Source organism: Pseudomonas azotoformans, assembly GCF_900103345.1.
Lineage (GTDB): Bacteria > Pseudomonadota > Gammaproteobacteria > Pseudomonadales > Pseudomonadaceae > Aquipseudomonas > Aquipseudomonas azotoformans.
Genome location: NZ_LT629702.1, coordinates 1688316 through 1706865 on the forward strand (window position 1 = coordinate 1688316; position 18550 = coordinate 1706865).

The 18550-nt window shown below is 61.3% G+C and carries 20 protein-coding genes and 3 pseudogenes; 10 read left to right on the top strand and 13 right to left on the bottom strand.

The genetic code is table 11. From position 1 onward, the window contains the following. Positions 1-237 precede the first annotated feature (237 nt). Entirely contained in the window at positions 238-858 is a 621-nt protein-coding gene (locus tag BLR69_RS07110) for a LysE family translocator (protein WP_071495439.1), read from the top strand. On the opposite strand, the gene BLR69_RS07115 is transcribed toward BLR69_RS07110, so the two are convergent. The 4 genes and pseudogenes from BLR69_RS07115 to BLR69_RS07125 form a co-directional block, all read right to left on the bottom strand. Beyond that, positions 845-2023 carry an arabinose transporter gene (locus BLR69_RS07115; protein ID WP_071495438.1) on the bottom strand — a complete coding sequence of 393 codons (1179 nt, stop codon included), beginning with the start codon at positions 2021-2023 and terminating at the stop codon, positions 845-847. The two genes, BLR69_RS07110 and BLR69_RS07115, sit on opposite strands and share 14 nt — an antisense overlap. Positions 2024-2036: 13 nt before the next feature. After that, the gene (locus BLR69_RS31345; protein ID WP_307635973.1) at positions 2037-2459 is read right to left on the bottom strand and encodes a Rossmann-fold NAD(P)-binding domain-containing protein; all 423 of its coding nucleotides are present in this window, start codon (positions 2457-2459) and stop codon (positions 2037-2039) included. Positions 2460-2664: 205 nt separating this feature from the next. Further along, positions 2665-2886: pseudogene (locus tag BLR69_RS31350) on the bottom strand (NAD(P)H-binding protein); the annotation flags it as partial. A gap of 15 nt (positions 2887-2901) precedes the next feature. After that, the gene (locus tag BLR69_RS07125; protein ID WP_071495437.1) at positions 2902-3558 is read right to left on the bottom strand and encodes an O-methyltransferase; all 657 of its coding nucleotides are present in this window, start codon (positions 3556-3558) and stop codon (positions 2902-2904) included. 111 nt (positions 3559-3669) lie between these two features. Between BLR69_RS07125 and BLR69_RS07130 the strand changes: the two genes are divergently transcribed. The 3 genes from BLR69_RS07130 (at position 3670) to BLR69_RS07140 (ending at position 5778) form a co-directional block, all read left to right on the top strand. Then, a complete protein-coding gene (locus tag BLR69_RS07130) occupies positions 3670-4302 on the top strand; it encodes a TetR family transcriptional regulator (RefSeq protein WP_071495436.1) in 633 nt (210 codons plus the stop codon). Positions 4303-4331: 29 nt separating this feature from the next. Beyond that, a complete protein-coding gene (locus BLR69_RS07135; protein ID WP_071495435.1) occupies positions 4332-5123 on the top strand; it encodes a suppressor of fused domain protein in 792 nt (263 codons plus the stop codon). Between the two features lie 172 nt (positions 5124-5295). Further along, positions 5296-5778 carry a GNAT family N-acetyltransferase gene (locus tag BLR69_RS07140; protein WP_071495434.1) on the top strand — a complete coding sequence of 161 codons (483 nt, stop codon included), beginning with the start codon at positions 5296-5298 and terminating at the stop codon, positions 5776-5778. Between the two features lie 28 nt (positions 5779-5806). Here BLR69_RS07140 and pdxR read toward each other — a convergent pair whose 3' ends face one another. After that, complete coding sequence (gene pdxR, locus BLR69_RS07145) at positions 5807-7303, bottom strand: MocR-like pyridoxine biosynthesis transcription factor PdxR (protein ID WP_071495433.1); 1497 nt, start codon at positions 7301-7303, stop codon at positions 5807-5809. 103 nt (positions 7304-7406) lie between these two features. On the opposite strand from pdxR, the gene BLR69_RS07150 reads away from it, so the two are divergent. Next, entirely contained in the window at positions 7407-8657 is a 1251-nt protein-coding gene (locus BLR69_RS07150) for a benzoate/H(+) symporter BenE family transporter (RefSeq protein ID WP_071495432.1), read from the top strand. A 175-nt stretch (positions 8658-8832) separates the two neighbouring features. Beyond that, positions 8833-9102 (top strand): hypothetical protein, encoded by a 270-nt coding sequence (locus BLR69_RS07155; RefSeq protein WP_134434907.1) that lies wholly within the window; start codon positions 8833-8835, stop codon positions 9100-9102. A 10-nt stretch (positions 9103-9112) separates the two neighbouring features. Here BLR69_RS07155 and BLR69_RS07160 read toward each other — a convergent pair whose 3' ends face one another. The 3 genes from BLR69_RS07160 to BLR69_RS07170 are packed head-to-tail and all read right to left on the bottom strand — an operon-like array spanning position 9113 to position 10752. After that, positions 9113-9589: a DUF6882 domain-containing protein gene (locus BLR69_RS07160; protein WP_071495430.1), complete on the bottom strand. Its 477-nt coding sequence runs from the start codon at positions 9587-9589 to the stop codon at positions 9113-9115. Between the two features lie 36 nt (positions 9590-9625). Next, positions 9626-10192 carry a hypothetical protein gene (locus BLR69_RS07165; protein WP_071495429.1) on the bottom strand — a complete coding sequence of 189 codons (567 nt, stop codon included), beginning with the start codon at positions 10190-10192 and terminating at the stop codon, positions 9626-9628. 11 nt (positions 10193-10203) lie between these two features. Continuing rightward, the gene (locus BLR69_RS07170) at positions 10204-10752 is read right to left on the bottom strand and encodes a GNAT family N-acetyltransferase (RefSeq protein ID WP_071495428.1); all 549 of its coding nucleotides are present in this window, start codon (positions 10750-10752) and stop codon (positions 10204-10206) included. 162 nt (positions 10753-10914) lie between these two features. Between BLR69_RS07170 and BLR69_RS07175 the strand changes: the two genes are divergently transcribed. The 3 genes and pseudogenes from BLR69_RS07175 to BLR69_RS31115 all read left to right on the top strand — a co-directional run. Further along, positions 10915-11475, top strand: coding sequence for a cysteine hydrolase family protein (locus BLR69_RS07175; RefSeq protein ID WP_071495427.1), 561 nt, complete (start codon positions 10915-10917; stop codon positions 11473-11475). A gap of 2 nt (positions 11476-11477) precedes the next feature. Beyond that, a pseudogene (locus BLR69_RS31485) lies at positions 11478-11537 on the top strand (hypothetical protein); the annotation flags it as partial. A 41-nt stretch (positions 11538-11578) separates the two neighbouring features. After that, positions 11579-11794, top strand: a pseudogene (locus BLR69_RS31115) (FAD-binding oxidoreductase); the annotation flags it as partial. Here BLR69_RS31115 and BLR69_RS07185 read toward each other — a convergent pair. The 3 genes from BLR69_RS07185 to BLR69_RS07195 all read right to left on the bottom strand — a co-directional run bounded on the left by BLR69_RS07185 (position 11770) and on the right by BLR69_RS07195 (position 14311). Then, positions 11770-12222, bottom strand: a complete 453-nt coding sequence (locus BLR69_RS07185) for an NUDIX hydrolase (protein ID WP_071495426.1) — start codon at positions 12220-12222, stop codon at positions 11770-11772. The pseudogene BLR69_RS31115 and the gene BLR69_RS07185 sit on opposite strands and share 25 nt — an antisense overlap. Positions 12223-12278: 56 nt before the next feature. Beyond that, positions 12279-12710, bottom strand: coding sequence for an HIT family protein (locus BLR69_RS07190; protein WP_071495425.1), 432 nt, complete (start codon positions 12708-12710; stop codon positions 12279-12281). Between the two features lie 101 nt (positions 12711-12811). Beyond that, entirely contained in the window at positions 12812-14311 is a 1500-nt protein-coding gene (locus tag BLR69_RS07195; protein ID WP_071495424.1) for an FAD-dependent oxidoreductase, read from the bottom strand. 50 nt (positions 14312-14361) lie between these two features. Here BLR69_RS07195 and BLR69_RS07200 point away from each other — a divergent pair, with 50 nt between their 5' ends. Further along, positions 14362-14859: a MarR family winged helix-turn-helix transcriptional regulator gene (locus tag BLR69_RS07200; RefSeq protein WP_232000959.1), complete on the top strand. Its 498-nt coding sequence runs from the start codon at positions 14362-14364 to the stop codon at positions 14857-14859. A 243-nt stretch (positions 14860-15102) separates the two neighbouring features. On the opposite strand, the gene nirD is transcribed toward BLR69_RS07200, so the two are convergent. Then, complete coding sequence (nirD, locus tag BLR69_RS07205; RefSeq protein WP_071495422.1) at positions 15103-15465, bottom strand: nitrite reductase small subunit NirD; 363 nt, start codon at positions 15463-15465, stop codon at positions 15103-15105. Then, positions 15465-18005 carry a nitrite reductase large subunit NirB gene (nirB, locus tag BLR69_RS07210; RefSeq protein WP_071495421.1) on the bottom strand — a complete coding sequence of 847 codons (2541 nt, stop codon included), beginning with the start codon at positions 18003-18005 and terminating at the stop codon, positions 15465-15467. The genes nirD and nirB overlap by 1 nt, the downstream gene beginning before the upstream one ends. Positions 18006-18550: the final 545 nt, after the last annotated feature.

Genomic DNA, 18550 nt, shown 5'->3' on the forward strand with positions numbered 1-18550 from the left:
GGCTGGCAGCTGTCCTGTGGTGAGCGGGCTTGCCCCGCGTTGGGCTGCGCAGCAGCCCCATCAATGATGGGCGCGGTGTGCCAGGTACTCCTCAGGGTCTGGTTTTGGGGCTGCTGCGCAGCCCAGCGCGGGGCAAGCCCGCTCACCACAACAAGCTGGCTCACCACAACAAGCCCGCTCACCACAAAAAATCGCGATATGCTGAGGCTCACCTCCACCCATTCACGAAGCCCACCCATGTCCATCACGGATAACCTCCTCGCCTTCACCTTCGCCGCCACCCTGCTGACGCTCACACCCGGCCTCGATACAGCCCTGGTGCTCAGGACCGCCACAGTGGAAGGCAAGCGCCAGGCGCTGCAAGCCACGCTGGGCATCAATGCCGGCTGCCTGCTGTGGGGCGCTGCGGTTGCCTTCGGTCTGGGCGCGTTGATCGCCGTGTCGGAAGTCGCCTTCAACCTGCTCAAGTACTGCGGCGCCGCCTACCTGGCCTGGCTGGGCTTGAACATGCTGCTGCGTCCGCGCCGCTCACTGGCCGGCGCCGAGGTGCAGGGCAAGCCGGCCGGCAATTGGTTTATCAAAGGCATGCTGGGCAACGTGCTCAACCCCAAGGTGGGGATTTTCTACGTGTCGTTCCTGCCGCAGTTCATCCCCCAGGGCCAGCCGTTGATCCTGTGGACGTTCGGCCTGGTCGGCATCCATGTGCTGCTCGGCCTGTTGTGGTCATTGGTGTTGATCGGCGCCACGCAACCGCTGTCCGGGTTTATGCGCCGGGAAAAGGTGATCCAGTGGATGGACCGCACCACCGGCATGATCTTTGTGGTGTTTGCCGCGCGCCTCGCGTTCAGCAAGCGCTGAGCAGCGGCCTTTTCGCCAGTAGCACCCACGCCACCAACGCCGACAGTGCCACCGCCACCGCCCCCGCCAGGTACACCGATGCCACGCCTGCCGCACCAGCCAAGGCGCCCGCCAACGGGCTGGTGATGCCGAGCGAAATATCCAGGAACGCCACATAAGCGCCCATCGCCAGCCCACGGGTTTGCGGCGGAGCGCGTTTGATCGCTTCCACCCCGAATCCCGGAAACGCCAGCGAATAACCGAAGCCCGTGAGCGCGGCGCCCAGATACGCCATCAACGGATCGTTAGCGCCCCAGATCAGCAACTGCCCCGCCGCCTCGACCAACACGCAGACCAGCGCGACCTTCGCCCCGCCCAGCTTGTCCGGCAGATGCCCGAAGAACAGCCGCGCACCGATAAACGCCACACCGAACGCGGTGAAGGCGAACGACGCATTGTCCCAGTCCCTGGCCGCAAACAGCAGCGCGACGAAGGCAGCAATGACCCCGGAGCCGATGCTGGAAAATGCCAGCCCCAGGCCCGGCAGCCAGACGGCCCCGAGTACCGAGTAGAACGACGTCCGCCGCTGGCTGGTCGGTGCGACGCCCTTCGCACCGACCACGATGCCAAACGCCAGCAACGGCATGATCAAGCTCGCAATGGACAGCCCACTGAACCCCCATTGGCTGTTGATTGCCACACCCAACGGCGCACCCAGCGCGAAGGCGGCGTACATCGCGATACCGATCCAGGCCATCACCTTACCGGTATTCTGTGGCCCTACCAGCCCCATGCCCCAGCCCATGGAACCGGTGATGACCAGGCTTTCGCCCAGCGCCAGCACCACACGCCCGGCCAGCAGCACCCACACCGATAGCACTGGCGAATCGACAAACGCCAGGGAAGCGAGATAGAACAACCCTGAACTGGCCGCCACCAGCATGCCCAGCAACATCGCGCGCTTGGGGCCACGCATATCGGCAAAATTGCCGGCCCAGGATCGCGACAGCAACGCCGCCGCGAATTGCGCGCCAATCACCACGCCCACCACCAGCGTGCCCATGCCCAACGTCTGATTCAGGTGCAAGGGCAACACGGGCAACTGCATGCCGATAATCAGGAAGCCGATGAATACCGCCAGGGTGATCGGCAGCATATTCAGCAGTACGGATTTGTGTTGTGTCATGAAAATCGTTCTCTCAGTGCCTGAAGTAATCGGCGTGATCAAGGTCCACCAGCAGACCGGGCCCGACCGGCGTCCATCGCAGCAATTCGCGGGTCTGGTCACTGGACACGGCCATGTCCGCACCGGCCATATTGGCGAACCAGCCAAAATGTTCGCGTGGCCGCGACTCCACCGGCAAACCCAGCCGACGCCCGATCACTTCGGCAATCGCCTTGAACGGTACCGCCTGGTCCGCGACCGCGTGATACGCCGCTTGAGTCAAGCCATCGTCCAGCACTCGGCGATACACCCGCGCCGCATCGCTGCGGTGGACGCCCGACCAGCAGTTCTGCCCCTCCCCGATGTACGCCGACACGCCGGTTTCGCGGGCCAGGCGGATCAGGATCGGCAGGAAACCATGGTCGCCCACCCCATGCACCGACGGCGCCAGGCGCACCGCGTTCGGCCAGGGCCCGCGCCGTAGATTCGGATTTGCGCGGGGAAGCGGCGCTCGGCAGATCCGCTTCGGTGGCGCCACGTGCCAGGCCGGACAAACCCGAGGTGACAATCAGCGGCGTGTCCGAGCCTTTCAACACACTCTCCAGGGCCTCGATCACCCGGCGGTCCTGCTCGCAGTTTTCGACGAACCGCGAGAAGTCATGGTTGAACGCGGTATGGATCACCGCATCAGCCGTCCATGCGGCGCGGCGCAAGGTGTCCAGGTCATCCAACGTGCCGCGCAGCACCTTGGCGCCGGTGGCGGCAAGGGCGCGGGCCTTATCCTCGGAGCGGGCCAGGCCGGTCACCAGGTAGCCGGCGCCGATCAGGTCCTTCACCACTTCAGAGCCCACCCAGCCGGTGGCGCCCGTGACAAATACGTGCATAAGGCGGCTCCTCGTTTATCCCAGGCGTATTGACAGTTCGATGTCATCGGCAAACGGTACAGACACGTAGCCGTTCTCCGGGGCGCGTACGTAGGTCAGGTATTCAGGGCAATAATCAGTGTTGTCCGCCACCACCAGCGCGCCGGGGCGCAGGTGCTTTTCTACCAGGCCCAGCACATCGCCATACAGCGTCTTGGCGCCGTCCAGCAGCAGCAAATCCACGCTGTCCGGCAGGTCGCTGGCCAGGGTGACCAACGCGTCGCCTTCGCGGATCTGGATCAGGTCACTCACCCCGCCCTCGATGAAGTGCTCACGCGCCAGGGCGATCTTCGAGGCTTCGAATTCGCTGCCGATCAGCACACCGCCGCCGTTGTCACGCAACGCAGCGGCGAGATGCAAGGTGGACAGGCCGAACGACGTGCCAAACTCCACAATCGCCCGCGCGTTGCTACTGCGCGCCAGCATATAAAGCAGCTTGCCAGTGTCCCGCGAGACCGGCAGCCACAGGTCCTTGAGCATTGAATACAGCGCCACGTATTCGGTCTTGCTGTGCATCAGTCGATCGCGTTCCTCCTTGGAAACCGATTTCACCAAGGGGCTGGTAGCGGCGCTGGCTTGGGTATACAGACGTTCGATCAGGGGCGCCAAAGGCGCAGTGGTCAGGCTCGACATAATTGATTTCCGTAGCGTTGGGACTAAGATGCGACTAATTCGTCGCATTAAAAGTATGCGAGTGATTCCCCACCTTCGCTATTCGCATTCCTCCTGCGTCCGGAGCCCGGTATGACCAGCCGCCAGACCCCGCGTATTTCCACGCGCAAACAGCCACAACAGGCGCGCTCCACCGAGCTGGTGGCGGCAATTCTCGAAGCGGCTGTTCAGGTTTTGGCCAAGGAAGGCGCCACCCGTTTCACCACCGCACGGGTCGCGGAAAAGGCCGGCGTGAGCGTGGGGTCGGTGTACCAATACTTCCCCAACAAGGCGGCGATTCTGTTCCGGTTGCAGAGTGATGAGTGGCAACAGACCACCCGGATGCTGCGCAATATCCTGGAGAAACATACCGAAGCACCGCTGGATCGCCTGCGCAAACTGGTGCACGCCTTCATCCTGTCGGAATGCGAAGAGGCGCAGATGCGCGGGGCGTTGAACGATGCGGCGCCGCTCTATCGCGATGCGCCGGAAGCGCTGGAAGTCCGGGCGGCAAGCCGAGAGACTTTCGACGCATTCATGCTGGAGTTACTGCCGCAGGTCTCTGAGCAGACACGCGCGCTGGCCTGCGACCTGATTCGAGCCACGCTCAGTTCGGTGGGCAAGGATTTCTCTTGCAGCCCACGCACGGCGCAAGAAATCGCTGTGTATTCCGAGGGGATGGCTGATATGTTTCGCGCCTATGTGAATGCGCTTAACCATCCCTGAAGCGCTCTCCCTCCAGCAAAGGACTGCAGATGAATTTCTTCAAGAAACTGTTCGGCTCGTCAAAAACAATCGATACCCCAGTGGTTGAAGTGGACTCCACCGACCCCGACAGCGCCAACCTGGCCGCACGCCTGGCCAGTGCCGAATGCCTGGACCGCCACTGGCAGTCTGTTGGCACTGTCGAACAGGACGTCCTCGCCTACCTGATCAGCCCAAGCTTCACCGGCGGCCCTTACTGGCCGTCCACGCGCCAGGCCTACCGCGTGGTACGCCGCGCCAACAGCATCGTGCTGGCGACCGAAGGGTTATCCGACCCGTTCGACGACGCCGAAGGCCTCGGCAATGGCTTCGAAATGGAACTGTTCCTGGAAACCCCCGACATCCCCGAAAACGTTCGAGGCACATTGGGCGACGTCGACCCGCTACGCCGTAGCTGGGCATTCGAACTGCTCGAACACGTCGCCAAAACCGTCGCCAACGCCGGCGGCATCACCCATCAATTGGAAAGCCATGGCGTCCTCTCCTTGGAACTGCCCGGCTTCAGCCAGTCGCACCTGATGAGCGATCAACTGCCCAACCTGTTCGTCACCGCAGACGACGCCACCGGCGTCCTGCTGGGCGGCCCTGCCCCGGACTTCCCTACCCGCCTCGACGACATGCCGCTCTCACCGGTGCAATTGGTACCGGTGGTGTTGATCACGGCGGCGGAGCTTAAATATGTGCGTGAAGGTGGGCGCGCGGCGCGGGAGGATCTGGTGGCACGGTTGCAGGCGGCGGGGGTTGGGCATGTGAGTTGCGTTGGTCGGGAGAGTTTGGTTTAGGTGTTTTCATGGGTGACGGAAATAGCTGCCTCTCGCGACGGGCAGAAAACAGGCCACAAGGAGCCTGTCGGATGCCGCCGGGAAATCAGGGAAAATTCAGTGAGGCCAACTTGGGAAGCACACATCAGGCTCTCCATACTGGCCTTCCATGGTGGCAAATAGAGCGCAAAATATGCCCGTTACACCCAATCAAAATTCCCCAGTCATTTTGGTCCCAGCTCAACAAGACGACTTGGACAATCTCGTAGCCATTCGAATTGAGGCTATGCGTGAAAGTCTGGAGCGCGTCGGGCGATTTGATCCGGTTCGCGCGCGCGAGCGGTTTCTTAGTGGTTTCGAAGCTCGCAACACACACTACATAGAGGTATCTGGAGAGAGAGTTGGTTTTGTAGTGGTCAAGCATCACCACAATGAACTCTTGCTCGACCACTTGTATGTGAGACCGAGCGCGCAAGGATCAGGGATAGGCTCTGTTGTTCTCACTCAGATTTTTAAAGTGGCGGATGCGGCTGCGCTCCCTATTAGAGTTGGAGCTCTCAAAGACAGCGCTTCGAATCGCTTTTATATCCGCCATGGCTTCCAATTCGTCGAAAGCAGTGAATTCGACAATTATTATGTTCGTCAGAGCGTTCTGGCGGTTGGCCCAGCTTGCTAGCTGGGACAGGCGAAATGCCCCTTTTCTATTAGGTTCTTAACGCAGTTGCCAGCCGTACCATCGCCGTTTCGATCTCATGATCAGTCAAGGACGCGTACCCCAACAGCCAACCCTGTGTCTTCTTATCGCCAGCGTACAACCGGCTCAGCCCCGAAAGCTGCACATTCGCGCTCGCCGCCTGGCGAATGGTTTTTTCTTCCGACCAACCCTCGGCAAGCAGACAAGGGATCTGCAGCCCGCCTTGGGGGCGCAGCGCGGTGACTATCCCGTCCAGGTGCTTGCCAATCGCATCGATTGTGGCGGTGCGGCGTGCGGCATAGAGTTTGCGCATGGCGCGGACATGGGCGTTGTAATGGCCATCCTCCATAAAGCGCGCCAGGGTCAGTTGCAACACTTGTGGTGTGTGGCCGTCCATGATGCTGCGCGCGTAAGTAAAGGTCTTGACCAACTCATGGGGCAGTATCATGTAGCCCATTCGCAGCCCCGGGTAGAGCGTTTTGCTGAAGGTGCCCAGGTAGATCGTGCGCCGGTGCTTGTCCAGGCCTTGCACGCAGGCTGTCGGATGCCCGTCGTAGTGAAACTCGCTGTCGTAGTCGTCTTCGATGATCCACTTGCCCTGCTCCGCTGCCCAGTTGATCAGTTCAAGCCGGCGCTCCAGCGGCAACGTCGCGCCCGTGGGGTATTGATGAGACGGTGTGACATACACGCAGTTGGCGCCGCTGCGGTCTGCCCGCAGCAATTGCGTGCGGATGCCCAGTTCATCGACGTCAATGCCGACGACCTTGGCTTGCGCCGCTTCAAAGGCTTTCCTGGCACCGAAATAGCCCGGATTTTCCAGCAGGATCGATTGACCGGCGTCCACCAATAACAGCGCACACAGGAACAGCGCCTGGCGCGTACTGCTCAACACCAGGATCTGGTCCGGGGAGCATTGGGCCCCGCGCTCGAGGTTCAAGTAGGTGGCGATGGCCTTGCGCAGCGGTGCGGCGCCCTGGGGGTCGCCATGCAGTAGCACGTTGGCGCGATGGTCCTTCATGACCTGGCGTTGCAGGCGCTCCCACACGTCGATGGGGAACGTGCGGGTTTCCGGCAGGCCGGTCGCAAACGCGGTGACCACCTGCTGGTCGCTGACGCCGCCACTGTTGAAAATCATCCGCCCGCGCAGGCTCAATCCGGCCCTTGGCACCTCCTCCCGGTGGTTGATGTCTTGGGTTTTGCTACGCCTGCGTGCTACGCCATGCAGTTGGGTGCCAAGCGCTTCGCACACATAGCTGCCCGCCCCCTCACGCCGCACGATGAAGCCATCGCGATGCAATTGCACATATGCGTTCTCCACCGTGTCGCGCGCAACGCCGAGCGACTTCGCCAAAGTCCGGGTAGACGGTAACTTCAGACCGGGATCAAGGGCGCCATCGAGGATCAACGCCCGCAGCGCGCGCTGAATCCGCTGGTGCAGATCCAACAACTTGAGCTCGGCATCGTCGAGTCGCATTTTCAGCGTATCCAACTCGAAGGTTTTTGCCATGTGGTCTGGTCGACTCCGCAAAAGTGTAGGGGCCCAACATACCATTTCAGACCTATAAATGGCGCCTCCCCCAAGCACCTGACTTTGCAAGGAGCAAAGCAACATGGCCTCTTCCAACGCCCACTCGCCCATTCGACTACGCGACCTTATCCATCCGATTGTCGCTGGGCTGATTTCAGTCATCGTCAACTATGGCGGCACGTTCATTCTGATTTTCCAGGCCGCCAAGGTTGCCGGCTTGAGCCCTGAGCTCACGGCTTCGTGGGTGTGGTCGGTATCCATCGGCGTGGGCATTACCGGGCTCATTCTCAGTTGGCTGACCCGTGAACCGATCATCACCGCCTGGTCGACACCTGCGGCGGCGTTTCTGGTGGTGGCACTCGGAACCACGCCCTATGCCGAAGCGATTGGTGCGTACATCCTTTCCGCGGCCGCCTTCGTGCTGCTGGGTTTGTCAGGGCAGTTCGAAAAAGTCATCCGCCTGATTCCCCCTGGCGTGGCCGCAGGATTGTTGGCCGGTATCCTGCTGAAATTCGGTATCGGCGCGTTCGGCGGTATGAGCGTCGACCCGGTATTGGTCGGGCTGCTGATTGCCGCTTACGTGGTACTCAAGCGCTTTACCGCACGCTATGCGGTGGTGGGCATACTGGTGCTGGGGATGGCGTTTTTGCTGACTCAGGGGCGTGTGGATTTTTCGGGGCTGGCGTTGCAGTTCGCGGTCCCGGTCTTCACCCAGCCTGAGTTCTCGTTGAATGCCCTGCTCAGTGTCGCGCTGCCGTTGTTCCTGATCACCCTCACCGGCCAGTACATGCCAGGCATGCTGGTGCTTCGCAACGATGGTTTCAGCACCCGTGCCAATCCGATTCTGACCGTCACCGGGCTGGGTTCATTGCTCATGGCGCCCTTCGGCTCCCACGCGTTTAACCTCGCGGCGATTACGGCCGCCATTTGCACCGGCAAGGAAGCTGCGCAAGATCCGTCCAAGCGCTGGATCGCCGGGGTTGCAGCGGGCGTGTGCTACCTCGTGATCGGGATTTTCGGGGTCACCCTTGCAGCGGTGTTCATGGTGCTCCCGGCAACGTTCATCACGACTCTGGCCGGCCTGGCCTTGCTGGGCACGATCGGCGCCAGCATCGCCAGCGCCATGGCCGACAGTCAATCCCGCGAAGCGTCACTGATCACCTTCCTGGCCTGCGCCGCCAACATCACGGTGTTTGGCATCGGTGGGGCGTTCTGGGGATTGTTGATTGGCCTGGGGGCGTACGCCGTACTCAACGGGCGCTGGTCGCTGCGTGAGTCGGGTGTTGGTTCTGCCGTCAAACCTGGCGTAGCGACTAAGGACGTCGCTAACTGAGGCAAGTACCTGGTGCCGAGTAACGGTTCGCTCTCTGCCCACTCGCGATAGACAGGTTCGCTGTGAGTCGAGTAGTGTCTCGGGCGACTTTGCTCGAGCACCTTATCGAGCAAACGAGACCTTTAAATCAAACGTTGAATGAAACATCAATGCCGGCAACATGGCCGGAAAGAAAATGCATTTCAAAGATGGCGACAAGGTAAAAATCAAGCCGCACGTGTGGTGGCCGAATGGCGGGGTTGGAGTGATTTCGCTACCGCCAGAATCTGTAAATGAAGCCTTGGAGGACAAGGTGGAATTTACTGGAATCCAACGAACCATTACTGGGAAAGACAGCGTTATTACCAGTGCATGGGTTAATTTTGATGAACCTGCCATGGATTGCAGTGATGACGGCCCCTACACGGGTGGAGAGGTTTCCATGGAGTATTTGGAGCACCTATAAAACCCTACGGTCATTGAACTGACCGTATCGATGTGATCGCCAGGAAGGTCGTCGGCCCCTCGGGACCGGACGGTCCCCGATAACAGCCTTGCGCCTGGAGGTGGTGAACCGCTGCGGCAGTCAATTCCCAGGCCATGCTTTCGTCTTGAATCGAAAAGGCCTGGTCATTGCCAAACAGGTCAAACCCGGTGATGGCTTGAAGCTGTTTCAGTGGCAGTGCTGCTTCGCGCAAGGCAGGGTCTACGCTGGGGTTGCTCCAGGCCCATTTCCAGGTATTGAACTTGCCCGAGTAGCTGCCGATGCTCACGACGTCTGCCACCACGGCCAGCCTGTCACGGCTGTCGAAGAACTGGACACCCCCCGTGGATTGTTCGAACCACCAGCGGGCCATTTCGCCCAGCCCATACACCCGGCTCAACTCCGTTTGTTTTTGCGACAGCTCATCCATCACCTGCGCCAAAAAAGCTTCAAATTCATGGTCCGTCATGGACGTCTCCCTGTTGTGCAGATTCAGACCATTGTTTTATTGATAAATAAATTGATACCCAACGATGTAAGAACCGATCTTGTTAGCGTGGGCCGTTACCCGCACCGCCGTCATGCCCCGCTGTATCTGATCATTCAAATCCGCTTTATTCGTGCACAGTTGAATCCAGCGCTCGGTAGTCACATCCTTGATCCACAGGCCAGCCTCACAACGGCTCAGCTTTCCCAGCGCGGGCCCAGGGAAAGAGATTTCATAGGCTGACTCATAGTGAACGGTATCTCCCGGCAATAAGTAAGCAGCGACATCATACCCTTGTATGGAGCAAGCAAAACCGACGCAAAACCAGCCAAAAAAAGCGTCCATGGCGCTTTTCAGTGTTCTCCCGCCCCCGCCACGCAAGATGCCCCTGCAAGCGAAAACCAGTCCAACGACACAACCGATAGCGATATAGGTCGTCCACTCAGGGATCGACGGCATCAAAACGGTCCGCAGGCCGATACGCGACGCCCAGAGCATATAAACGATCCACCCCCCAAGCAGCGCAAACGCGACCAACGTGATCGCGATCTTTCTTGATCTGTTTTCGAACGAAGGGTATTTCACTTCTCGACTACTCAATGATTGACCTCAGGGTGTACTCCGTATGATGCAGCAAAAGCCAACCGATACCTGACTTCTTCCAGTGTTGCACCGCCCCTCACGAGGTTACGCTCAGTGCCTGGCTCCGCGACACACCCTGCCCGGCGATAAAACCGTATAGCTCGTTCATTACGGCTCAACACCCAAAGCGTCAGACCCTGATAGCCCTGTTCGCTCAGATACTCGACGCCCACCCTCCATAACGCCAGCCCAACGCCGGTTTGCCAGTACCCGGCCAGCACATAGATGGCCATGACCTCACCGGTGTTGGTACCCGCAGCCTCCTCGTCACGGCTGGCACCGACCGATATCCAACCGACCACCTGCCCGCCCACCTCCGCGACCCAAACCTTGGACTCGTCCGCTTCAATCGAGCGCATCCAAAAGGACTCACGCTGCGCCAGGGTGGCTTGCAGCCCGCTCAAATACTCGGCAGGCATCAGGTCACGATAGGCGTCCTGCCAACTGCTGATATGCACCTGGGCAATGGCCCTTGCGTCGTCGGGTAATGCCTTGCGGATCATGTCGGTATTCCTTTTTCGAGCAATGGCCTTCCAGTAAACCCACGCCTCATGACCGTTTATATTCGCCGGGTGGCGACGGGGCTATCCGGCATCGAACAAATCGCTGTCTGGGCCCACAGGTTGGCTGATATGTTGCGAGCCTCACGAGCAAAGGGATACGCCATGCCAACGTTAGCCAGCAACGCCGCACTGCTGATCATCGACATGCAGCAAGGCATGAACCAGCCGAAGCTTGGCCGCCGCAACAACCCCGGCGCCGAAGCGCAGATACTGCGCCTGCTGCAGGCGTGGCGGCAGTCCAACTGCCCAGTGGTGCATATCCGCCACATGTCCCGCTCGCCCGACTCGGTGTTCTGGCCGGGCCAGCCGGGTTGCGAGTTCCAGCCGGCGCTGCAACCGCTGGCGCATGAGCATGTGGTGGAGAAGAACGTTCCGGATGCCTTCACGGCCACGGGGCTGGAGCGCTGGTTGCATGCGCGTGGGATCCGCCAACTGGTGATCGTCGGCGTGATCACCAACAACTCGGTCGAGTCCACGGCACGTTCGGGCGGCAACCTCGGTTTTGAGGTGACGGTGGTTGCCGACGCCTGCTACACCTTCGATCAAACCGACTTGTCCGGGCGCCTGTGGCCAGCCGAGGATGTGCATGGGTTGTCCCTGAGCAACCTGGCGATGGACTATGCCGGGGTTTTGGAGACCACTGAAATCCTCGATGGGTTGTGAGCATGACGCATGAGACCGGCAAGCGAATCGTGGTGATTGGCGCGGGTATCGTCGGCGCATCCGTGGCCTACCATTTGGCCCACTCGGGCCGCCAATCACCCACGTGGGGCTTCGCCCGACTCCAGCGGATAGCATCCCCATCATCGGCTACCTGCCAACCGTCGGTGGAGTCTACGTGTGCGCCATGCACCCAGGCGTGGTACTGGCACGCGTGGTGAGCCGGCTGGCCAGTGAAGAGATCATGGACAACACCCTCTTCGATGCGCTTGAACCCTGCCGTTCCAGTCGATTCGTTCAAGGGCTGACGCCCGCATCCTGAAGCATTTCCAAGAGTCCCTCCGGCCACACCGTTTCTTCTGTTGTTCGAAGTTCAGCGGCGGACCACCAGCGATGGTCGGCCATCACCTGTGTCTCATGCACAGTCCATTCGGCTTTTGACAGCGCCTCATTGGGCGCCTGAACCACAAAATACTGTTCGATGGCCAACACTGTTTCGCCACAGGGCAACATCAACGTCACGCGGCGATCCCCTACAGGCGCTGCAACGGCCTCTACCTCTATGCCGGTTTCTTCGCGCAGCTCACGTATCGCAGCCGCCTCGAAGGTTTCTCCGGCCTCAACACCTCCGCCCGGGGTCGCCCAGTAATTTTGCCCGGCCAGTGCCCCGTCTTTATGTACGAATCTGAACAGCAGCACTGCGTGTGAGGGGCTGATCACCAGTAGCCGTGCGGCCTTTCGCTCGCGCATTATTTTATGCCTTCCTTGAAACGTGGGTTTGATTACGCTATCGCGGGCTGACCGCGTCAGGCGTTCAAGCGTTGTGCGATGGCCTTACGCAGCTCCCCATGCGGGTCTTCTGCGTAAGGCAGCGCATTCTTCCAATCATAAAACCACACTGGCATCCGGCGTTTATCATCCGGTTCCGAGGCGTAGCGCGGGAACAAATGGCAGTGCAGTTCCGGCTCCGAATTGCCCAGGATCTCGTAGTTCATGCGCAGTGCACCGGTGGCCTGCAACACCGCGTCGCCCAGGCGCGCCATGTCCAGCAGGTAGAGGGTACGCGCCTCGGTATCCAGGTCATTGAGGCTGGCAACCACCGGGTCCGGCAACAACAGGCAGTAACCGGGCAGGAACTGCACATCGCCCATCACCGCCCAGCCCGAGGCCATGCGGCAGATGACCTTGTCGTTGGTGCCGTTGCGGGCCTGTGCTACGCGTTCGGTGATAAGCGCCATGCAAAATCCTTGGTCGAGATGAGGTCCAGGCGGCATCTTAACGCGACCTCAAGCCCTGGAATCAACCCATGCGCATGGCCTGCATACCGCGACCCGCAACATCAGCCGTGGGCGCTCTGCAAAACCCGCTGAAGGTACGCGTCCAGCACATCGATATTGGCTGACGAAACTATCGCGCCGATGTACCCATCAGGCCGCACCAGCACCCACTCGCCAATCGCCAGTTGGTAGGCACGTTGAAACTGACCCTGATGGTCAATCACGTCCCCCTCCGGTCCAACGATATGGACCTGCACGCCCAGCCGAGCCGGCACTGAATCACGCGTTGCGCCATACCCCAGCAGCGTCCAGTGCGTACCTCTGAACAGATGGAACAGCCACAACGCCTGCCCGGCGGCACCTCGCAGCAGCGCGTCCGGCGCGCGGTCGCCCGCTGCAATGCCGCTACGCACGAGGTGCTGCAACGCCAGTGAGGACTCGGGGTAGCCGATGTCCAGTTGGTGCACTTCCCTGCCCCGTCGCAGTTCGCCGTGCTGCATTTCGCCCAGCAGTCTGGTGGACAAACCGAGCACGGAGGCAGCCACCGGCCGGCGCTCTTCTTCATAGGTATCGAGTAAAGCCTCAGGTGCGCCCTGCACCACCGCCGCCAGCTTCCAGCCGAGGTTGTAGGCGTCCTGCACACTGGTGTTGAGGCCCTGGCCACCGGTGGGCGGGTGGATATGCGCGGCGTCGCCCACCAGCAGCACCCGGCCCCGGCGGTAGTGATCGGCCAGGCGTGCATTCATGGTGTAGGCCGATGACCAGCTCACGCTGTGCATCTGGATATCGGCGCGCCCGGTGCGTTCGGCGATCAGTGCAGTGAGCCCTTCGGCGCTGAAGTCGATGTCGCCATCGGCCGGGATCGGCCCCTGAAGCTGGAACAGGTCGGTGCCGGCCAGCGGGCAGATCGCAATCTGGCGTTGCATATCCCCTTCGCCAAAGCGGTGCCACGCCTCACGCGTCAGGCCGGTAAGCACCCCATCCGCCACCAGCGCACGCACACCCAGGGTCTTGCCGGGGAAGCCGATAGCCAGCGCATGCCGGACGAAGCTGCGACCGCCATCGGCCCCCACCAGCCAGCGTGCACGCAGGCTCGCGTCGCCGCCCTTGCCGGCCAGCCTCGCGGTGACGCCGTCGGCGTCCTGTTCGAAGCCGACCAGCTCACAACCGAACTCAGGCCGGTGGCCCAGCTCAAGCAGGCGCTCGCGCATCACCTGTTCCGTCAGAAACTGCGGCACCATCAAAGGATGTTGGTAGGGCTCGGCCGGTGTCGGCGCCTTGGATGCGGTGAATTCGGCATCGCTGTAGCTGCCGTCGTCGCGGTAGCGCCGGTCAGTCGGATAGACTCCACCCACCGCCATCAAACGGTCGAGAATCCCCAGGTCTTCGAAGACCTCCTGGGACCTGGGCTGGATGCCCTTGCCACGCGAGCCATGGAAAGGCCGGGGATTTTTTTCGATCAGGCAAAAGGTGATGCCCCTTCTCGCCAGGTCGATCGCCAAGGTCAGGCCGGCGGCACCGGCACCACAAATCAGTACATCGACAGCCGATTGCGCTTTCATACTGGATCACCTATATGTGCAATACGCACATATTAAGAGAGGCGAACACCGTGTCAATTAAAAATGTGCAAAGTGCACATATATCCGCCCAGCTGCGTGACCTGCATGGCTCGCTGGTTGAAATCGTCGGGGTGATGAACCGCCCGCAACGCGACGAGGCAATGGTGCGCGAGGCCGGGATTTCCCTGGACCGCGCCCTGTTTCCGTTGCTGGTGCTGGTGGAGCGCCTGGGGCCAATTGGCGTGGTTGAACTGGCCGACCGCGTGGGCCGCGACTACACCACCGTAAGTCGCCAGGTGGCGAAGCTGGAAAGCCTCGGCCTGGTCCTACGCCAGGCAAGCGCACTCGACCGGCGCGTGCGCGAGTCGGTGATCACCGAGAAAGGCAAGGCCATGACCGACCGCGTCGATGACGCGCGGGAGAGGATCGGCGTGTCGATCTTCTCCACCTGGGAGGAAGGCGATTTCGACAATCTGGTGCGGTTGATGCGCAAGTTTGCCGAGGATATCAAGGAGGACTCCGTGCGTGCGACGAACGGGATTTCCTGAGGCCATCCACTTTTTCCCGGGGCTGGTGAGGCTTTCTGAGGTGAACGGGCTGACTGTGGCGAGCGGGCTTGCCCCGCGTTGGGGCGCGAAGCGGCCCCCCTCTCAGGGCCAAATCGCTGTTTCAGGTAGACCGAGGTGTTGGGATTGGGGCTGCTGCGCAGCCCAACGCGGGGCAAGCCCGCTCACCACAACAAGCCCGCTTGCCACAGGAATTCGACTCACCACAAACACCCGTGCACGGCATCAATCCAACGCCAACTCCACCACCCCGCCGTTCAACCGCACCGGCCACACCCGTAACCGCTGCTCCGACATCTCCAGGCACTGCCCATCCTCCAGCCGGTAATGCTGCTTGTAGATCGGCGCCGCCACCACCAGCTCACCCTTGATGCTGCCGATCAAACCGCGACCGATCACATTCGCCCCGGACTCCGGGTCATGATTGTCGATGGCATACAGCGTCTGCACCTGCGCGCCCGGCAGGTAGAACAGCGCGACTTGCGCGCCGTCCAGCCACACCACCACGCCGGAGTCGCGCACCAGGTCTTGCTCGCGGCACACCTGCGTCCAGGTGGCCAGGTGGCGTTGGGTATTGGCTTGGTTCATCAGGCAATCTCCTCGGTGACGGCAATCAGGTTGAGTTCAGCAGCCATGATCGGCCGGCGCTGGCCACGTTCCTGGACAAAGTGGATGTCCGGGTCGGGGCGTTTGTCGTTGACGAAGGTGCGGAAGCGCTTGAGTTTTTCCGGGTCCTTGAGGGCGTTGGCCCACTCGCATTCGTAGCGGTCGACCACCAGTTGCATCTGCGCTTCGAGTTCGGCGCCCAGGCCCAGGCTGTCGTGCTGGATCACGTCCTTGAGGAAATCCAGGCCGCCTTCCAGGCTCTCGCGCCACACCGAGGTGCGCTGCAGCTTGTCGGCGGTGCGGATGTAGAACATCAGGAAGCGGTCGATGTAGCGGATCAGCGTGGCGTCATCCAGGTCGGTGGCAAACAGCTCGGCGTGGCGCGGACGCATGCCGCCGTTGCCGGCGATGTAGAGGTTCCAGCCCTTCTCGGTGGCGATCACGCCCACGTCCTTGCTCTGGGCTTCGGCGCACTCGCGGGTGCAGCCGGACACCGCAAACTTGAGCTTGTGCGGCGAACGCAGGCCCTTGTAGCGATCCTCGATCAGCAGCGCCATTTTCACGCTGTCCTGCACCCCGTAGCGGCACCAGGTGCTACCCACGCAGGACTTCACCGTGCGCGTGGACTTGCCATACGCATGCCCGGTCTCGAAACCCGCCGCGATCAACTCGCCCCAGATATCCGGCAACTCGTGAAGCTGTGCACCGAACAAGTCAATGCGCTGGCCGCCGGTGATCTTGGTGTAGAGGTCATATTTCTTCGCCACTTCACCGATCACGATGAGTTTTTCTGCGGTGATCTCGCCGCCTGGAATACGCGGCACCACCGAGTAGGTGCCGTTCTTCTGCATGTTGGCCATGAATGTATCGTTGGTGTCCTGCAATGGCACCAGGGAGGCGTCCATGATCGGCTGGTTCCAGCACGACGCCAGGATCGAACCCACCGCCGGCTTGCACACGTCGCAACCGGTATGGCCACGGCCATGTTTGGTCAGTAGTTCGTCGAAGGTGATGATGCCTTCCACCCGCACCAGCGCGTACAGCTCCTGGCGGGTGTAGGCGAAGTGTTCGCACAGGCTCTTGTCCACACTCCCGCCACGCGCAATCAGTTCATGTTCGAACACCTGCTTGAGCAACCCGGCGCAGCCACCGCAACCGGTGCAGGCCTTGGTCTGGGACTTGAGCAGGCCGAGGTCGCTGCAACCGCCGTCGATGGCCGAGCAGATCGCGCCTTTAGTCACGTTATGGCAAGAGCACACAGTAGCCGACTCCGGCAGCGCACCGGGGCCGAGGGTGGGTGTGCCGCTGGAGGATGGCAGGATCAGGCTGGCCGGTTCGGACGGCAGTGCGATGCCGTTCTGCATGTATTGCAGCAGGGTGTCGTAGTAGCTATTGTCGCCCACCAGCACCGCACCGATCACCTGCTTGCCCGAAGCATCCACCACCAGGCGGCGGTAGCTCGCGCTGGCCTCGTCGATGAATTGATAGCTGCGCGCGCCAGGCGTGTGGGCATGGGCATCGCCGATGGAACCTACGTCCACGCCAAGCAACTTGAGCTTGGTCGACATGTCGGCGCCCACAAACGGCTCGGCGGTTTGCGCGCAGAGCAGCGCGGCGACGCCCCGAGCCATCTGGTAGCCCGGCGCGACCAGGCCAAACAGGCTGCCGTTCCAGGAAGCGCATTCGCCAATCGCGTAGATATTCGGGTCGCAGCTCAGGCATTCGTCGTTGATCACCACGCCGCCACGCGGGCCGATGTCCAGGCCGGCCTGGCGGGCCAGTGCGTCCTGGGCGCGGATGCCGGCGGAGAACACGACCAGGTCGGCTTCGAGGAATTCGTCATTGGCAAAGTTCATGCGGTAGCGGTACTGCTCGCCGGCGCTGATCGACTGGGTCGCACGGGACAAATGCACGCCCACGCCCAGCCGCTCGATCTGCGCCTTGAGCGCCAGGCCGCCGAAGTCATCCAGTTGCACCGGCATCAAGCGCGGCGCGAATTCCACCACGTGGGCTTCAAGGCCCAGGCTTTTCAGCGCGTTGGCGGCTTCCAGGCCCAGCAGGCCACCGCCCACCACCACGCCGCGTCGGGCATTGGCGGCGGCCTTGCGGATCGCATCCAGGTCTTCCAGGGTGCGATACACCAGGCGCGAGTCGCCCTCGGCGCCTTCGATTGGCGGCACGAACGGATAGGAGCCGGTGGCCAGCACCAGCTTGTCGTAGGGCACGCAGCCGTTGGCGGTGATCACCTCACAGCGGGCGCGGTCGATCTCCAGCACCGGCACGCCCAGGTGCAGGGTCACCCCCGGCGTCTGGTATAGCGCAGCGTCCGACAGCGCCAGCGACTCGGCATCGCGCCCGGTGAAATACTCGGACAGATGCACCCGGTCATAGGCGCGCATCGGCTCCTCGCTGAACACATGCAAACGGTAGTGATCCAGCGCGCCGCGTTCGATCAGTTGCGCCACACAGTGGTGGCCGACCATGCCATTGCCGACGACGATCAGGGTTTTGAGACTGTTCATATAAATCACCTGACAAAGCTCATCACGGTTTAAAAAGCAAAAAAAAAACGCCTGAAACCTTGCGGTTCCAGGCGTCTTTGCCTGTTCTTGTGCGGGTTTGGATCAGGCGACTGCGCCGGATTCACCGCTATTGCCCTGGTTGTCGATCGTCGTTGACCGAGGTGGGTTGCAGGGGGGCTTGCAGGGTCTGTGCCAAGCCTCTGATAGCCCACTGCGGAGGTCCCGGACGCTCGTCAACTGCGCAAACACCCCCGCTCAGCGCCTCCAACTGGTGCGCCACGCTTCATAAACGTGCACACCCTCTGTAGGAGCGAGCTTGCTCGCGAAAAACGCAAGAACACCGCATACCGCCAGGCGCCCCGCGTCATCGTTGACGATTCTCGCGAGCAAGCTCGCTCCTACAGAGGGCCGGTGCAGAACTGGCGCGTGGCTTGCTAGGGATACGCCAACCAGGCAGTCAACGCAGACTGCCCTCTCACGACAAAGGCGCCGTGTAACCCCCGTTCTGAACGGAGGGTTACAAGGCGCCTTTTTTGTTTATACGG

What these genes read in the sequence shown, in the direction of transcription:
- BLR69_RS07130 (WP_071495436.1), top strand. Translation starts at nt 3,670, where the DNA reads ATGACCAGCCGCCAGACCCCGCGTATTTCCACGCGCAAACAGCCACAA.
- BLR69_RS07150 (WP_071495432.1), top strand. Translation starts at nt 7,407, where the DNA reads ATGGCCTCTTCCAACGCCCACTCGCCCATTCGACTACGCGACCTTATC.
- BLR69_RS07125 (WP_071495437.1), bottom strand. Translation starts at nt 3,558, where the DNA reads ATGTCGAGCCTGACCACTGCGCCTTTGGCGCCCCTGATCGAACGTCTG.
- pdxR (WP_071495433.1), bottom strand. Translation starts at nt 7,303, where the DNA reads ATGGCAAAAACCTTCGAGTTGGATACGCTGAAAATGCGACTCGACGAT.
- BLR69_RS07110 (WP_071495439.1), top strand. Translation starts at nt 238, where the DNA reads ATGTCCATCACGGATAACCTCCTCGCCTTCACCTTCGCCGCCACCCTG.
- BLR69_RS07190 (WP_071495425.1), bottom strand. Translation starts at nt 12,710, where the DNA reads ATGGCGCTTATCACCGAACGCGTAGCACAGGCCCGCAACGGCACCAAC.
- BLR69_RS07140 (WP_071495434.1), top strand. Translation starts at nt 5,296, where the DNA reads ATGCCCGTTACACCCAATCAAAATTCCCCAGTCATTTTGGTCCCAGCT.
- nirD (WP_071495422.1), bottom strand. Translation starts at nt 15,465, where the DNA reads ATGAACCAAGCCAATACCCAACGCCACCTGGCCACCTGGACGCAGGTG.
- BLR69_RS07115 (WP_071495438.1), bottom strand. Translation starts at nt 2,023, where the DNA reads ATGACACAACACAAATCCGTACTGCTGAATATGCTGCCGATCACCCTG.
- BLR69_RS07185 (WP_071495426.1), bottom strand. Translation starts at nt 12,222, where the DNA reads ATGCGCGAGCGAAAGGCCGCACGGCTACTGGTGATCAGCCCCTCACAC.
- BLR69_RS07160 (WP_071495430.1), bottom strand. Translation starts at nt 9,589, where the DNA reads ATGACGGACCATGAATTTGAAGCTTTTTTGGCGCAGGTGATGGATGAG.
- BLR69_RS07155 (WP_134434907.1), top strand. Translation starts at nt 8,833, where the DNA reads ATGCATTTCAAAGATGGCGACAAGGTAAAAATCAAGCCGCACGTGTGG.
- BLR69_RS07135 (WP_071495435.1), top strand. Translation starts at nt 4,332, where the DNA reads ATGAATTTCTTCAAGAAACTGTTCGGCTCGTCAAAAACAATCGATACC.
- BLR69_RS07175 (WP_071495427.1), top strand. Translation starts at nt 10,915, where the DNA reads ATGCCAACGTTAGCCAGCAACGCCGCACTGCTGATCATCGACATGCAG.
- BLR69_RS07170 (WP_071495428.1), bottom strand. Translation starts at nt 10,752, where the DNA reads ATGATCCGCAAGGCATTACCCGACGACGCAAGGGCCATTGCCCAGGTG.
- nirB (WP_071495421.1), bottom strand. Translation starts at nt 18,005, where the DNA reads ATGAACAGTCTCAAAACCCTGATCGTCGTCGGCAATGGCATGGTCGGC.
- BLR69_RS07195 (WP_071495424.1), bottom strand. Translation starts at nt 14,311, where the DNA reads ATGAAAGCGCAATCGGCTGTCGATGTACTGATTTGTGGTGCCGGTGCC.